The 14833-nt window shown below is 36.4% G+C and carries 16 protein-coding genes; 13 read left to right on the forward strand and 3 right to left on the reverse strand.

From position 1 onward, the window contains the following. Nucleotides 1-72: 72 nt before the first annotated feature. From ACFX5U_RS13330 to ACFX5U_RS13355, 6 genes are all read left to right on the forward strand, one after another. Nucleotides 73-786 carry an HmuY family protein gene (locus ACFX5U_RS13330; protein ID WP_400261034.1) on the forward strand — a complete coding sequence of 238 codons (714 nt, stop codon included), beginning with the start codon at nt 73-75 and terminating at the stop codon, nt 784-786. 10 nt (nt 787-796) lie between these two features. After that, nucleotides 797-1357 carry a biliverdin-producing heme oxygenase gene (locus ACFX5U_RS13335; protein WP_038699125.1) on the forward strand — a complete coding sequence of 187 codons (561 nt, stop codon included), beginning with the start codon at nt 797-799 and terminating at the stop codon, nt 1355-1357. Between the two features lie 12 nt (nt 1358-1369). Further along, on the forward strand, nt 1370-1648 hold the full coding sequence (locus ACFX5U_RS13340; protein ID WP_400261035.1) for a hypothetical protein: 279 nt from the start codon (nt 1370-1372) through the stop codon (nt 1646-1648). Beyond that, nucleotides 1611-1970 carry a hypothetical protein gene (locus ACFX5U_RS13345; RefSeq protein ID WP_400261036.1) on the forward strand — a complete coding sequence of 120 codons (360 nt, stop codon included), beginning with the start codon at nt 1611-1613 and terminating at the stop codon, nt 1968-1970. The genes ACFX5U_RS13340 and ACFX5U_RS13345 overlap by 38 nt, the downstream gene beginning before the upstream one ends. Nucleotides 1971-2358: 388 nt before the next feature. Then, entirely contained in the window at nt 2359-3660 is a 1302-nt protein-coding gene (gene brnQ / locus ACFX5U_RS13350) for a branched-chain amino acid transport system II carrier protein (RefSeq protein WP_400261037.1), read from the forward strand. 271 nt (nt 3661-3931) lie between these two features. Next, a complete protein-coding gene (locus ACFX5U_RS13355) occupies nt 3932-4648 on the forward strand; it encodes a superoxide dismutase (RefSeq protein ID WP_400261038.1) in 717 nt (238 codons plus the stop codon). Between the two features lie 153 nt (nt 4649-4801). On the opposite strand, the gene ACFX5U_RS13360 is transcribed toward ACFX5U_RS13355, so the two are convergent. Together ACFX5U_RS13360 and pyrE are read right to left on the reverse strand one after the other, a co-directional pair. Next, complete coding sequence (locus ACFX5U_RS13360; protein WP_038699133.1) at nt 4802-5200, reverse strand: SRPBCC family protein; 399 nt, start codon at nt 5198-5200, stop codon at nt 4802-4804. An 18-nt stretch (nt 5201-5218) separates the two neighbouring features. Beyond that, a complete protein-coding gene (pyrE, locus tag ACFX5U_RS13365; protein WP_038699135.1) occupies nt 5219-5866 on the reverse strand; it encodes an orotate phosphoribosyltransferase in 648 nt (215 codons plus the stop codon). 22 nt (nt 5867-5888) lie between these two features. On the opposite strand from pyrE, the gene ACFX5U_RS13370 reads away from it, so the two are divergent. The 7 genes from ACFX5U_RS13370 (at nt 5889) to gap (ending at nt 11781) form a co-directional block, all read left to right on the forward strand. Next, on the forward strand, nt 5889-6476 hold the full coding sequence (locus ACFX5U_RS13370) for an NUDIX domain-containing protein (protein WP_280566821.1): 588 nt from the start codon (nt 5889-5891) through the stop codon (nt 6474-6476). A 53-nt stretch (nt 6477-6529) separates the two neighbouring features. Beyond that, nucleotides 6530-7246 carry a 3-ketoacyl-ACP reductase gene (locus ACFX5U_RS13375; RefSeq protein ID WP_038699139.1) on the forward strand — a complete coding sequence of 239 codons (717 nt, stop codon included), beginning with the start codon at nt 6530-6532 and terminating at the stop codon, nt 7244-7246. 54 nt (nt 7247-7300) lie between these two features. Beyond that, nucleotides 7301-8365 carry an NADH:flavin oxidoreductase/NADH oxidase gene (locus ACFX5U_RS13380; RefSeq protein ID WP_280566817.1) on the forward strand — a complete coding sequence of 355 codons (1065 nt, stop codon included), beginning with the start codon at nt 7301-7303 and terminating at the stop codon, nt 8363-8365. Between the two features lie 6 nt (nt 8366-8371). Beyond that, nucleotides 8372-8764, forward strand: coding sequence for a VOC family protein (locus ACFX5U_RS13385; protein WP_400261039.1), 393 nt, complete (start codon nt 8372-8374; stop codon nt 8762-8764). Nucleotides 8765-8980: 216 nt separating this feature from the next. Further along, nucleotides 8981-10066 (forward strand): AI-2E family transporter, encoded by a 1086-nt coding sequence (locus tag ACFX5U_RS13390; protein ID WP_051959946.1) that lies wholly within the window; start codon nt 8981-8983, stop codon nt 10064-10066. A gap of 98 nt (nt 10067-10164) precedes the next feature. After that, nucleotides 10165-10773, forward strand: coding sequence for a redoxin domain-containing protein (locus tag ACFX5U_RS13395; protein WP_280566811.1), 609 nt, complete (start codon nt 10165-10167; stop codon nt 10771-10773). A gap of 9 nt (nt 10774-10782) precedes the next feature. Beyond that, complete coding sequence (gene gap, locus ACFX5U_RS13400; RefSeq protein WP_038699147.1) at nt 10783-11781, forward strand: type I glyceraldehyde-3-phosphate dehydrogenase; 999 nt, start codon at nt 10783-10785, stop codon at nt 11779-11781. A gap of 120 nt (nt 11782-11901) precedes the next feature. On the opposite strand, the gene ACFX5U_RS13405 is transcribed toward gap, so the two are convergent. After that, nucleotides 11902-14508: a TonB-dependent receptor domain-containing protein gene (locus ACFX5U_RS13405; RefSeq protein WP_400261040.1), complete on the reverse strand. Its 2607-nt coding sequence runs from the start codon at nt 14506-14508 to the stop codon at nt 11902-11904. Between the last annotated feature and the right edge of the window lie 325 nt (nt 14509-14833).

The following is a 14833-nucleotide window of genomic DNA, read 5'->3' on the forward strand; positions in this document are numbered from 1 at the left end:
TCATGTAGCACAGGTTACATAATCATGCATGAATATTCCATGTGACTATTTAAAAAATAAAATTAAAAACATATGAATTCATTATTTAAGATAGGATGTTACATCTGCATCTGCTTATTGTTTGCCTCCTGCAATAAAGAAAATGTGGACCCGAACAAGCAGTTAGAGGATGGCGTTAGCACGATCATCAGTGATTTGGCAGGTGATGTAGAAGCTTATGTAGGTAACGGGGCTGCAGGAAATGGAAATCCCAAAGAAAAGCGAGATTTTCATACTTTCCTTTTCCGCTTATCAGACAAAAAGCAAACCTGGTTAAAGAATGAAGCAGATTCAAATGCCAACTTTGCAAAAAAGGATTGGGACATCGCATTTTCAGGACAATACAACAGTACACTATATGTCAATGATGGTACTGTTAATAGCACACCGGCATTCGGTAACGGATCAAAACACAAGATTGTCTTAGTTAAGCAAGCATATGATCAAGTCGATACAGCACCGAGTGATAACGATTTTGAACAAAAAAGCATCAACGGAGTCAGTGCTATTCTCGATGACGACTCTCAAGGCTGGTATAATTATGATATGGTTTCACACTTAGCCAAAACAGCGCTCGGAAGAACATATGTCATCCGTTTAAGCAACGGCAAATATGCAAAATTACAGATGATTAGCATGTACAAAGGAGCTCCTGCAGCAGTGACCGATCTAAATTGGCCAGCTCCCTATTTCACATTCAAATATTTCGTCCAAGAAGACGGTTCTAAAAATTTAAAAACTAAATAACGCAAATATCATGTTAAACTTAAAAATCAAAGAAGCAACTAAACAAGGTCATCAAGAGTTAGAGAAAAACGTTATTTTCAAATTGAAAGCAATTGAAAACAACACTGACTATGCAGAAGTATTAAAATATTTCTATGCTTATTTCAAGGCAGCTGAAGTACAGATACAACGCGCTTTACCAAGTAGCTTAACGACCTATTTTGAGACACGTAGAAATGCATCTCATGTCGAAAAAGACATCTTAGACCTAGGTGGTAACTTAGAGAATCTTCCAGAAGTAGTTTTGCCTAATATTGAAACTAAAAATCAAGCAATCGGAGCACTATATGTATTAGAAGGATCGATTATGGGAGGCCCACATATCGTTAAAATGCTACAACATAAAGGTATACAAACGGGTTTTAATTTCTTCAACGGCTACGGAGATAAATCTCAAGAAAAATGGGCAGAATTTACAGCCATCATCAATGAGGAAGTTGCTGAAGCAGACAACCAAGAAGCTATTGATGCAGCATTAGCAACCTTCTCAGCTTTTACTAATACCTTTAATTCTAAGTCAGTTTTATCATAAATATATTTAAACATGAATTTTTCATTTAAACTAAAAAACTTTGCCAGCATTGCTTTAATCGCAATTACGGCATTCAATCTAAGCTCTTGTAAAAACGATGATAATGAGGCTGCTCCCACAACACTTCAAGACAACAAAGCAACAGTTAAAACAAGTACAATCATTGTTCCTTCAAAGGAAACAGCATATTTTGATTTAGTAAAGAATGCTGTTGCTGATAAAGAAAATAGTACGATCAACTTATCAGGAATGTATGGTTTCTACCTTAAAACCGAGCACAACGGATTATAAATTTGGTTACTTTGATCTAGAAGGTACAACAGTAGATAACATTACACTCTCTAACCTTGCTTCTGCTAAATTCGAGATAACTCCTTCAATAGGTATTGATGCCACTAGTATGGGATTGCCATTACCAAGTGCAATCTGGGTTTTCTATGCTGGTAGCCCTACTCATGCGGTAACTCCAATAGCTAATCGCTATATCGTGCTGTATAAGGGAACTGAATTATCCGACAAAGCAGATGAGATTATTGTATTTAATGCAGATAATATTACAGCTGCTCAAGGCGTAGGAACTTATACTTTAAAAGTAAAGCATTTCACAAGATAGACAAAAGGTCCAATCTGATATAATAAGAAAGCATCCTCACGAAAGTCAGGATGCTTTCTTATTTATAACCTCTCCTATTTAATCGCACAATTAGTCAGTAAAACTTACGTTATGGTACATGATAGGTAGAACACTTCTAGCCTTGGCCCCTTTATTTACATTTTTACCTAAATAACCATATTTAACGAAGCCATCACCGTGAAAAATCAATTTAAATGCAGTAAAAACACAGCAACTAGTTCTTGTTTAATTGGAAAGTCCTATTATATTTGCTCATTCATAAATCAGTTTACATCCCAATTCTCTTCAGCGGTCTAACTATCAACAGTAAAACATTGATATACAAACCATAAGATTACACAGGATATAATTAAAGATACACATATTGATGAAACAAATCAGAGATACTACCACATTAGGATTCGCCTTATTTGCCATGTTTTTCGGTGCCGGAAATTTATTACTACCTCCATTTATAGGTTTTAATTCAGCAGGTCAATGGGATTGGGCTATTATAGGATTTGCTCTTACAGGTATATTACTTCCTCTCTTAGGCGTTTTATCAATCATCAATTCAGGAGAATCGTTCCATGATTTGGGCAATAGAACACATCCATTAATAGCCACGATATTAGGTATTGTAATCATGTTAGGGATAGGTCCCCTGATAGCGATACCGAGGACAGCCGCTACAACATTTGAAGTGGGCCTACTACCAACCTTCCCAAATCTATCACCTATTTGGGGTTCTATCCTGTTTTTTTCGGTTACTTTTGTTCTTTCTATCCGACCTTCTAAAGTCGTAAATGTTATTGGCAATTTTTTAACGCCATTGTTATTGATCCTATTGATCAGTATGATTATCATGGGCGCTCTATTTCCATTATCAGCGAATTACGCACACGATGTCGAACGCTTAACAGCATTTAAATTAGGTTTTATAGAAGGCTATCAGACTTTGGATGTCCTAGCCTCTGTTATTTTTAGTGGTATCATTATTTCTGCAGCAAAGACCAAAGGCTATGTTAACGTTAAAGATAAAAACAGAATCGTTACTAGTGCTGGATGCTTGGCAGCTTTTTGCTTGTTGCTGATATATGGTGGTCTTGTCTTTTTGGGTGCTCAATCAGGATATCCAACAACTACAGATGTCAAACGAGCAGAATTACTCTTATTCATTTCGCACAAAATATTTGGAGGCTATGGAGTAGCAGCAATTTCCATAAGCATCGCATTAGCATGTCTCACCACTGCGATTGCATTGACATGTGCAGTAGGGACTTTCTTTAGCCAACTCCTTCACAATAGGATTAGTTACCAATGGGTTGTTACTATTTGTTGTCTTTTCTCAGCAGTACTAGCTATTACAGGCGTAGAATATATCATCCAAGTTGCTTATCCATTTTTAGCATTCATTTATCCCATAGTCATCACATTGGTATTGTACGTCCTTATTTTTGGACGGATAATAAAGTCCTCTCTTCCATTTATTGGCGCGATGGCAGGTACAACACTAACTTCTACTTTTTACCTCTTTGCTGGCTTTGATATCCACCTTAAAGGAGCAGAAAATATGCTGCAATCCATTCCGTTAGCAACCTACGAACTGTGGTGGGTGATTCCATCCTTTGTCGGATTCCTTTTGTTTCTTATGTGGGATAAAGTCAGAGGAAATCGCATAACTCCATAATATATACAATATCATATAGAGTTGTTAAAAAGGTCGCTATTTCAGAAGCATGAGATAGCGACCTTTTTCTTGCACATTTAATACCCAGAATAATTCCCAAGCTTCAATAAAATGAACTTCTTCAAATACCGCAAGGTCGTATATAGACCATTCCATATAAAAAAGTCATGGTTTGGTAACATTATCGTTCTATTTTATATTTTATGCCAATTAAGAATAATAAAACTAAAAAAACACGTTATCTTACTACTATTAACATAATAATAAAAGAATGCAAACACGTAGAAACTTCCTTAACAACACCGCTAAAGCAACATTGGCTGTTGCTGTATCGGGCAGTGTTTTAAATAATCTAGCTCAAGCTGAACCTGCACGTAATCAAGCCGCTCCCCTTTCTTTTAGTCAAATTAAATTACCCTATTCATATTCCGAATTGGAACCTAATATTGATGCTTTGACAATGGAAATCCATTACACAAAACATCATACAGCATATATCAAAGCGATCAATGAAGCTATTCTAACGGAAAATATTTCAGAAACATCCGAAGAGCAATTGTTAGCAAATATTTCAAAATATTCAGCCAAAGCACGTAACAATGCTGGTGGCGCTTGGAATCATAATTTCTTCTGGGAAAATTTAGTCGCAAATACAACTGAGCCTTCTGAAAAAGTAGTACAACTTATCAATGCATCTTTTGGGACGATTGATAAATTTAAAGAAGAATTTACGGCTGCTGCAATGTCAAGATTTGGTTCCGGATGGGCATGGTTAATATTAGATGACGCTGGTAAATTACAGATAACATCAACAGCCAACCAAGATAATCCGTTAATGGACGTAGTAGAACAAAGGGGAATACCAGTTTTGGCCCTTGATGTATGGGAACATGCTTATTATTTACATTATCAAAATAAAAGAGCAGACTACATTAAAAACTGGTGGAATATCGTGAATTGGAAAAAAGTCCACGAAAGACTTGCATAATACGATAAAATGAAACGATTTAAGCTTGAAGGTAATATTCGAGTCTAGATAGTTTCATTACCTTAAAAAGGTAAAATATTAAACTGAAAATGTCTTCCAAATTGGAAGACATTTCTTTATAGACTGAAAATTTCAGGTTAACATAGGGATAAATTATCCTAAAATCTCTTTCAATTTATTCACTTGAAAATCAGCTAGTTTTTGCAGTGGACCTGAAGCGACCATTTTCATCATCATATTCAAATCCGCTTCAATAGTAAATGTGACCATTGTTATATCAGCCGAAACGGTTGACAAAATCCAGTTTAAAGTAACATCAAAAGGAGCTTTTTCAGATGGCACTAATTTTATTAATTGATTTTCTACCCTTTCATCAACTTTCAAAGCTAACTTGGCCATGTTTTGAATTGTAAAACGGGCTTCATCATTGGTTGAGGACCAATTATAAATATTTTCAGGCATCAATTGCTCATGATTATTCAAATCTGTCAAAAAAGCATATACCTCTTGAACGGACTTTTCAATCGTTACATTATTCTGAATAGTTGTCATATAAATATCTTATTATCTTTAAACTGTTTGAGACCAAGTTGAAGGATTTTTTCTCCAATCTTTCAGCAACTCTACATCTTCTTCGAAAATAAAACCATTTTCTGCAGCCACTTGAATCATAGAATCGTAATCACAAAGGCTATGGAAAGTACATTTTGCCTCAGCAAAATTCTTCGCAGCTTCATCCAACCCATAGGTAAAGATAGAAACTAAACCTACTACATTACATCCAGCTTCGCGCAATGCTTTTACTGCAACTAAACTACTTTTACCCGTAGATACTAAATCCTCGATAACAACAACACGCTGTCCGCTAACAACTTCACCTTCAATCATATTTTGACGACCGTGGTCCTTAGCACTACTTCTTACATAAGAAAATGGTAAACCCAAATCTTGTGCAACTAATACCCCTTGTGGAATACCTGCAGTAGCGACACCAGAGATCATATCCACTGATCCAAATTCATCTTGAATCAATTTTGAAAGCTTCTGACGTATGTACGTACGGATTGCTGGATACGATAAAGTAATACGATTATCACAATAAATTGGAGACTTCCAACCCGATGCCCAAGTAAAAGGGTTTTTAGGTTGCAATTTTATTGCTTTAATTTGCAATAAGGATTCAGCAACTTTTTGTTCAACCTCATTTAAATTATTCATGTCGCAAATTTATAAAATTTATATGAACCAATCTGTGCTAATTTTGGCAGATTTTGTTCCTACGGGCGTTAAAAACCCCCAAACTATTGATGTTCAAGATATTGAATTGGAAAAACTTTTTAAATTATCTGAACAAAATGACATTCCCAAATCATTTCTATATATACACAAGGATTGCGAATTGGTTTTTCACAAATTAAAAGAAAATAATAAAATCATTAAAGCCGCTGGCGGACTGGTCAAAAATGGCGAAGGTGACTATTTATTTATCTTTCGATTGGGCAAATGGGACCTTCCAAAAGGAAAGGTGGAAAGCCATGAAAAGATGAAAGAAGCAGCTGTGAGAGAAGTAGAAGAAGAATGTGGTTTAAAAATTGATTACTTGGGGAAAAAAATACAAACCTCGTATCATACCTACTATTTACGCAATGGTGAATTTGTGTTAAAACAAACAAACTGGTATGAAATGGGTGTCAATAAAATACCGAAACTCATACCACAGACAGAGGAGGATATTACACAAGCAGAATGGCTTGATATCCATAGTATAAAACAAGTCAAACAAAACACCTATCCGATAATAGCTAATATTTTGGATGAAAACTTGTAAAAATTTTAAATTATATTGACATTCATCAATACTGCAATAGTTAACTTTGTAATATGGAAAATATAGCTGGTAAAAAAGCATTAGTAACAGGTGGTTCACGTGGATTGGGAAAAGCAACTGCCATTGCATTAGCAAAAGAGGGAGTTCATGTTGCTATTACAGGCCGCAATGAAGAACAATTGAAATTGACAGTTAAAGAATTGCAAGATTTAGGCGTAACTGCCACCTATGCAGTTTTTGATGTTTCCAATTTGGCAAACGTTCAGCATGAAATTGAAAAGTTAAACACATCATTTGGCACATTTGATATTGTCATCAACAATGCTGGTATTGCTTCATTTGGCTCACTATTAGATATGGATCCAGAAACATGGACCAACATCATCAATACCAATGTGCTGGGTAGTTATTATGTAACAAAGGCTCTTTTACCACAATTAGTGGAAAAAAATGAAGGTGATATTATCTTTGTTTCTTCAACCGCAGGATTAAATGGTGCCGCTACCACTTCTGCCTATAGTGCTTCTAAATTTGCCGTCATCGGTATGGCAGATTCATTAATGCGTGAGGTACGCAAACACAATATCCGTGTATGTACCTTGATGCCGAGCACAATTGCGTCGGATATGTCTAAAGACCTAGGTCTGACAGACGGAGATCCAGATTCTGTGTTACAACCAGAGGATTTTGCAGAATTAATCATTGCCAATTTAAAGTTGCCAAGAAGAGCCATGTTAAAATCGGCATCGCTATGGTCAACAAACCCTTAATAAGATTTAAAGGAGCTTTTGCTCCTTTTTTTATTTTCATATTAGCCCTTTCATATGAGCATTTTATTTTCACCACTTACGCTAAAAAACATCACCCTAAAAAACCGGCTGGTAGTCTCTCCTATGTGTCAGTATTCGGCAACGGACGGTTTTGCTAACAATTGGCATTTGGTACATTTAGGTCAATTTGCAACTGGAGGTGCTGCCGCTGTTATACAGGAAGCCACCGCTGTAACTCCAGCAGGAAGAATCAGTGCCGGAGACCTCGGTATCTGGAAAGATGAGCATATAGAAAAACTAAAAGAAATCACCCGCTTTATTAAGGAGAATCAGGCGATTCCAGGGATTCAATTAGCGCATGCAGGACGTAAAGCCAGTACCGGAAAACCTTGGCTCAACCATTATCAAATTGCTCCTGATCAACAGGGTGGATGGCATACTATAGCACCCTCAGCATTAGCTTTCCGGCCTGATAAAGAGGTCCCACCCCTATCCATGGCCATTGATGACATCAAAGAGACGATCATAGATTTTCAACGTGCTGCAAAAAGAGCAGTAACAGCTGGATACGATATCATCGAAATTCATGCAGCCCATGGTTACCTCATCCATCAATTCCTCTCCCCTTTATCCAATCTTAGAACTGACCAATATGGGGGTTCTTTTGAAAATAGAATCCGATTTTTATGCGAAATTGTTGATGCAATCAAAGAAGAATTGACTACACAGTCGCTTTGGGTGCGCATATCTGCTACTGATTGGGCAGCGGGAGGATGGGACCAGCAACAATCTGTTCAACTAGTCGAAGTCTTGAAGACGAACGGCATTGAAGTAATCGATGTCTCTTCAGGTGGGGCTGTTTTGCATCAGGAAATTAAAGCCGAAAGGGATTATCAACTTCCCTTTGCCGAGTCGATAAAGCAAAAAACAGGAGTGCTCACTGCAACCGTCGGACTTATTAAGGAAGCCGAGCATGCAGAACAAATCTTACAGGATCATAAAGCGGACCTAATTATGATCGCTAGAGCTTTTCTTAAGGATCCACATTTGCCATTTCACTTTGCAGAAGCATTAGGTGCCCATATTGATTGGCCGCCACAATACGAACGCGCAAAATAACGCTATATGTCATTAAATCTACAACAGGTACACCACGTCGCTATTCTATGTAGTGACTACGATAAATCCAAAAACTTCTATACGACAATACTTGGATTGACCATCATACAGGAGGTGTACCGCGAAGAACGAGACTCTTACAAATTAGACTTAGCCTTGAATGGCACATACATCATCGAATTGTTTTCATTCCCCAATCCTCCAAAACGTCCATCCAGACCCGAGGCCGTAGGGTTAAGGCACCTGGCTTTTGCAGTTCATGATATTGAAAAAGAAGTCAAAAATTTACAACAATTGGATATAAGAGTAGAACCGATCCGGATAGATGAATTAACAAACAAAAAATTCACCTTCTTTGAAGATCCCGATGGTTTACCACTCGAGCTTTACGAAAATTAACATCTATTTAGGCTAGCTACCATTTGAGCTAGCTTTTTTATTCCTTTCCAAAAAATTTATCAGCAATATTTGATATATTTCCGCTATAAAATAATTCTTGTCGGTAGCAGAGATATCGATAAATTTGTTTTATATTATGATGCAATCAGATAAAACAAATTTATCTGATTTTAGCAAATAAAGTGCTTAGTATTTATTAATTCTGAGGAACCGGCCATGAAATACAAACAAATAAATAACAATTCGATCAATCAGATCATGTTGATCACGATCATCCTCCTGATCTGTATATTGATATTCAAAAACTTATCCTATTATCTACCCGGTTTTTTAGGAGCGATTACCCTTTACATCCTTTTCAGAAACATCTATTTTACGTTAACGGAAAAGAAAAAGTGGAATAAATCCCTAGCCAGCATCTTCCTCATCGTATTATCGATTATATTCATTGTATTTCCGCTATGGGGACTTATTAACTATCTGCTTCCACAATTGGAACAACTAATTCTCAATCAAAAAGATATTCTTTCCAAGTTTGATTCTGTAAAAGACTATATGCAGGATAAGCCCGTTTTGAAAAACATTGACTTATCCGATCAAGCTATCCTCAATTCGCTACAGAAACTAGCAAAATACATCCCTAACCTTTTAAATTCAGTAGCAGAGACTGTAATTAATATAATTGTAGCATTCTTTGTACTCTATTTCATGCAATACTACAGTAAGGAAATGGAATCGACAATCCTACATGCAATCCCCTTTTCTCAAAAAAGTAAAGAAGAACTGTGGAGCGAAATCAGCATGATGGTACGTTCGAATGCCATTGGAATTCCAATTTTAGGTATTTGCCAAGGAATAGTCGCAGGTATTGGTTATTGGATTTTTGGCGTTGATAGCCCCATTTTACTAGCTATAATTACTGCAATTTCTACCATAATTCCAGTATTGGGAACAATGACCGTCTATGTTCCTACGGCAATTTACTTATTAGCCATTGGTTCTACCGGAAACGCCATCGGTTTGGCCTTGTATGGTTTTATCTTAATTGGCGGAATTGACAATGTACTCCGCTTCACGATTTTGAGAAAACTTGGTGATGTACCACCGCTCATTACGGTTTTCGGAGTCTTATTAGGATTGAATCTATTTGGTATGTTGGGGCTGATTTTTGGCCCACTTATTATTTCATCTGTACGCGTGCTACTGAAAGTATACAACAATGAATACGGTAGAGGAAAATCACAAATTATCGAATCCACCTCACTAGAAAATTATGACAATGATAATAATACCATAACCTGATAGATCAATTATACAGTACAATGTCATTAATCGCCTTTTTTAAGGTTTAAATTCAATATTTTTTATAGTTTTGATAGATAAATTGATACCCCATTACCATGAATAAAAAATTAATATTAGGCATAACAGGAATTTTCACAGCGTCCCTGCTATTCTCTTGCAATTCTAATAATAAGACGCAACAAACGACAGCGACCGAAGCACATGATGAACATGATGGGCATGACCACAGTGAGCACGATCATAGTGCACATGCAGCTCCAGCAACGACGATGCAAAAAGAGGCTGCTAAAACGCTACCAGATTTCACCTTCTACCAATTAAAATCCGGTATTCAAGTAACAAAATCTGATGTCGCAAAAGATAGAAACACTGTTTTTCTATTATTCGATCCAGGATGCGGACATTGTCAACAAGAAGCCGCTGCTCTAGAAAAAAACATCGATCGCCTTAAAGACATTAATATCTATTATGTTTCTATGAATGACCCAGCGTTGATTTTAGGTTTCTTTGATAATTTTGCCCCAAAGTTATCAAAACTGAGCAATGTTGAAATTTTAGTGGATAAAAATCAAGAGTTTATTCAAAAAATACACGTGCCCAATCAATTTCCTGCAAATTATGTCTATGGAGCCGATGGTCAGCTAAAAGCACAATGGGAAGGTGATAAAAATATAAATGAAGCAATTGCTGAATTTCATAAATAACGAGCTGCCATGCATATTGCAATAAATGGATTTGGACGTATTGGAAGGAATACACTACGCAATATTTTCATCAGGAATATAAATCACTTAAAGGTCGTTGCAATCAACGACCTCACTGATACGAAAACATTAGCCCACCTATTCAAATATGACTCGGTACATGGTCCCTTCACAGGTACGGTTGATTTCAACGAAAATCATCTCATCATCAATGGACAAGAAATCTTAGTCACAAATGAGAAAAATCCACAAAATCTACCTTGGAAAACCTTAGGTATAGATGTTGTTATCGAATCAACAGGTCATTTTACAAGTAAAGAAAAAGCTAATTTACATTTGCTTGCTGGAGCAAAAAAAGTAATCATTTCTGCACCTTCCACTGATAAAGATGTACCAACAATTGTATTAGGTATAAACGACAAAGATTTTGACTTAAATGTCCCTATCCTTTCCAATGCTTCCTGTACAACCAATAATGTTGCCCCATTGGTGAAAATATTAGATGAAAACTGGGGTATCAAAGATGGTTATATCACTACGGTACATTCCATGACTGGAGATCAAAATCTACATGATGCGCCGCACCGTGATCTACGTCGTGCACGTGCAGCATCTTCATCCATTATTCCAACAACAACAGGTGCCGCCAAGGCAATCACCAATGTATTCACACATTTAGAAGGTAAGTTAGGAGGCGCCGGAATCCGTGTTCCAGTTCTGAACGGTTCATTGACAGATTTCACCTGTACATTGACCCATCAGCCAACAGTCGCAGAAATAAACGCAAAATTTAAAGAAGCTGCTGAAGGAGAATTAAAAAATGTACTTTATTACACCGAAGATCCCATTGTATCCGTAGATATCATCAACAATCCATACTCTTGTGTTTTTGACTCCGAACTAACATCAATCGTCGGTGGTCTAGTCAAAGTAGTGGGCTGGTACGACAATGAGTTTGGATATTCCAATCGACTTGTTGATCTATTGGAAAAAATCAGCAAGCTATAAAGTCGGCATCACCAGTATAAATAATTTTCATTTGATATGATAATTATCTCCGCAGCATCTATTTAACAAAATAAAAAAGGGCCTTTAGGCCCTTTTTATTAAAAAAAGCAATAAAACTTTTTAAAATCTATACGTTAATGTCGTCATGAAACTTCTAGGAGGAATTGGATTCACACTATAGTTTTCATGGATATAGTAATTAAATGCATTATTGACATTGGATATCTTTGCTAAAACACTCCACTTCTTTAACGAGTAACCAGCAGAAAGATCAACTGTCGTAAATGGGCTGACGCTAATCAAGCGATCGACACCATCTCTTACATTAATTTTCGAATTATTCCAACCTGCATTTCTTCTTCCCGTATAAAATGCCGAAACACCAAATTTCAAACCCTTTACGCCACCATTTTGCAAGGTATAGAATATCGTTCCATTAGCAGTATGCGCAGTTGTACCTACCAAACGTGAGTTTTCCTCACTCCCAGATACTTCAGTTATTTTAGTACTACCATTGACAATAGTAGAGATCTCCGTTATAGGATTCGTTTCCGTATAACGCATATAATTATAGGAATAACCTGCCAATAAATCCAAACCAGGTAAAATCGAACCTGTTACATCGATTTCCACACCGTCCGATGAAGTTTTACCCGTAAATTCTTTCATGTTGGTATCCCCATTATCAGTGCCGTCTGGCTTCAACAACAATTGCTGCGCAAATTTATTATTGTTGATTCTATAAACAGATACATTTGCAGTCAAACGACCATGAAAGAAATCATTTTTCACTCCAGCCTCGTACTGATCGATTGTCGAAGGAGCCATTGGCTTATAATTAACATCGTATCCTGCATTTGAAGTAAAATTATTAGCATAAGTCACGTAAATACTCGACGTTGGAATAGGTTGATAAATCAAGCCAAATTTGGGAGACCAAGCTTGATCAACTTTAGCACCCAATTCATTTTTGTTGATATCCAGATTTTTGACTTCCTCCGTTTCACCAGTAGCATATGTATATTTTTCAGCATAAGGCGTTCTTTGATACGTATAACGTAAACCAGTTAAAACCTTGAATTTCTCCGTAACTTCAATCAAATCCTGAAAAAACACACCATAGCGATAAACATTGGTTGTTGTTCTTGTTAAATAATCAACAGCGGGCATATCAGTCCTTACACCTGTTTTTGTGACTTCAGGAATTGGGACTTTAGGAATTGCTAAATTATTTTCAAAATGACCTGGAATAAAAGGATAAATGGTCGATCCAATATCAAATATATTAATATTATCGTATACAGATCCCGGTGCTATAATCGGTAATCCATTTTTATCATAGGTAACCGTGCGTATATTCAGCGCATTATCAATATTATAAGCATATGCTTTTGTATTAGACTGATCCGCATCTGCTCCAACCAAAATTTTATGTTTAATCGTCCCAGTTCTTAAATTTCCGGTCAAATTCAATTGCTGATTAAACGTCAGTTCTTCCGATTTTGAACGCGTCAAATTGCGAGGTGCCATACCATTCACATCAGCTTGAATACGATCTGACCCGTAATAATCACGATCATAACCTTGATAACTGGCAATCACATTTAATTTCCAGTCATCATTAAACTGATGATTTAAATTAATTTGACCATTTGTTGAATTTGTTTTATTAAAAGCCCAGGGCGTATTTAAGAAAGTGTGGCGCCCAACTTCCTTATTTAACTTACCATCTACCGAACCAATACCAAAATCAGGTGTATAATCACTTTTTAAATAATCGAACACAAAATTAAGCTCAGTACGATCATTAATCTTATATAATAACGAAGGGTTAACGTACAATCTATTCGAGTTCACATAATCCCTAAAACTACCTGATTTCTCATAAGTACCAATCACTCGAAAAGCGACTTTATCAGATATAGGTCCATATACATCAACAGTAGGTTTATAGAAATCATAGCTGCCAACACGCATTGATGCTTCGCCACCATACTCAAATTTCGGCTTTTTAGTTACCAGATTCACGACAGCACCACCAGAAACACCACCATAAAGTAAAGCAGCACTCCCTTTCAATATCTCCACAGATTCAAGAGTACTTGCTTCAATAGATCCACCATTATTAGTTCGAGCACCATTTTTGAAGATATTATTGGCACCAAGACTATAACCACGAGCATAAAAGTTTTCATTCACACCACCCCTATTTGCTCCCATAGCTATACCATTCGCATTCTTCAAGGCGTCGCTCAATCTATTTACCTGTTGATCTTTTATCACCTGTTCATTGATAATCTGAACGCTCTGAGGTAAATCCTTATCTACGATACCTGCTTTCCCAATGCTGACCGTCTTATTATTATGAGAATTATAACCACGAATATCAACCTGTTCCAACTTCGAGTCAGTGCTGTTCCCTACCAAATTGACCAAGTGCGATGCTCCATTGACAACTTTAACACGCTCTTCATCGAATACATTACCCATGCTTTTCACAACAATCGTATAGATACCGTCAGGCAATGTTCTGAAGAAAAAAGCACCATTACGATCCGTTGCAGTAGATTGTCCCAATTCTTTTACTGTGATAGTTGCAGCTTCAATTGGAATACCTGATTTGTTTTTTAATTTCCCATGAATTCCACTGTGTTGAGCAACCCCCTCAAGTTGTACCCCTCCAACTAATCCTAGGCTTAAAACTAAGCCGAGAAATGACTTTTTCATATGTATAAATAATTAGATTAATTTTATTTCGGTTGCAAACTTACAATCTTTTCTTGATTCTATTTAGATTTATTTTAAATAAAAACAAGTAGCATCTGATGTATATTAAAAGAAAGTAAAAAAACAAAGAACAACCTCATTAAAAGTATTTTACATCGACAAACTGCACAGTTACCCCTAAACAAATTGATTTTTACAAGAACTAAATAAAGCTTAATCTTTCGAATTATAGTTTTTTACAATAATTTATAGAAAAAAGTTTGCAAGTGAAATCAAGGTAAAATCTGCAATACAATTGTGCAAAAATGCAAACTAATGCAACGAT

The organism is Sphingobacterium sp. SG20118, from assembly GCF_044740685.1.
GTDB lineage: Bacteria > Bacteroidota > Bacteroidia > Sphingobacteriales > Sphingobacteriaceae > Sphingobacterium.

Coding starts and splice junctions, on each gene's coding strand:
- ACFX5U_RS13330 (WP_400261034.1), top strand. CDS start 73: ATGAATTCATTATTTAAGATAGGATGTTACATCTGCATCTGCTTATTG.
- ACFX5U_RS13335 (WP_038699125.1), top strand. CDS start 797: ATGTTAAACTTAAAAATCAAAGAAGCAACTAAACAAGGTCATCAAGAG.
- ACFX5U_RS13340 (WP_400261035.1), top strand. CDS start 1,370: ATGAATTTTTCATTTAAACTAAAAAACTTTGCCAGCATTGCTTTAATC.
- ACFX5U_RS13345 (WP_400261036.1), top strand. CDS start 1,611: ATGGTTTCTACCTTAAAACCGAGCACAACGGATTATAAATTTGGTTAC.
- brnQ (WP_400261037.1), top strand. CDS start 2,359: ATGAAACAAATCAGAGATACTACCACATTAGGATTCGCCTTATTTGCC.
- ACFX5U_RS13355 (WP_400261038.1), top strand. CDS start 3,932: ATGCAAACACGTAGAAACTTCCTTAACAACACCGCTAAAGCAACATTG.
- ACFX5U_RS13360 (WP_038699133.1), bottom strand. CDS start 5,200: ATGACAACTATTCAGAATAATGTAACGATTGAAAAGTCCGTTCAAGAG.
- pyrE (WP_038699135.1), bottom strand. CDS start 5,866: ATGAATAATTTAAATGAGGTTGAACAAAAAGTTGCTGAATCCTTATTG.
- ACFX5U_RS13370 (WP_280566821.1), top strand. CDS start 5,889: ATGAACCAATCTGTGCTAATTTTGGCAGATTTTGTTCCTACGGGCGTT.
- ACFX5U_RS13375 (WP_038699139.1), top strand. CDS start 6,530: ATGGAAAATATAGCTGGTAAAAAAGCATTAGTAACAGGTGGTTCACGT.
- ACFX5U_RS13380 (WP_280566817.1), top strand. CDS start 7,301: ATGAGCATTTTATTTTCACCACTTACGCTAAAAAACATCACCCTAAAA.
- ACFX5U_RS13385 (WP_400261039.1), top strand. CDS start 8,372: ATGTCATTAAATCTACAACAGGTACACCACGTCGCTATTCTATGTAGT.
- ACFX5U_RS13390 (WP_051959946.1), top strand. CDS start 8,981: ATGAAATACAAACAAATAAATAACAATTCGATCAATCAGATCATGTTG.
- ACFX5U_RS13395 (WP_280566811.1), top strand. CDS start 10,165: ATGAATAAAAAATTAATATTAGGCATAACAGGAATTTTCACAGCGTCC.
- gap (WP_038699147.1), top strand. CDS start 10,783: ATGCATATTGCAATAAATGGATTTGGACGTATTGGAAGGAATACACTA.
- ACFX5U_RS13405 (WP_400261040.1), bottom strand. CDS start 14,508: ATGAAAAAGTCATTTCTCGGCTTAGTTTTAAGCCTAGGATTAGTTGGA.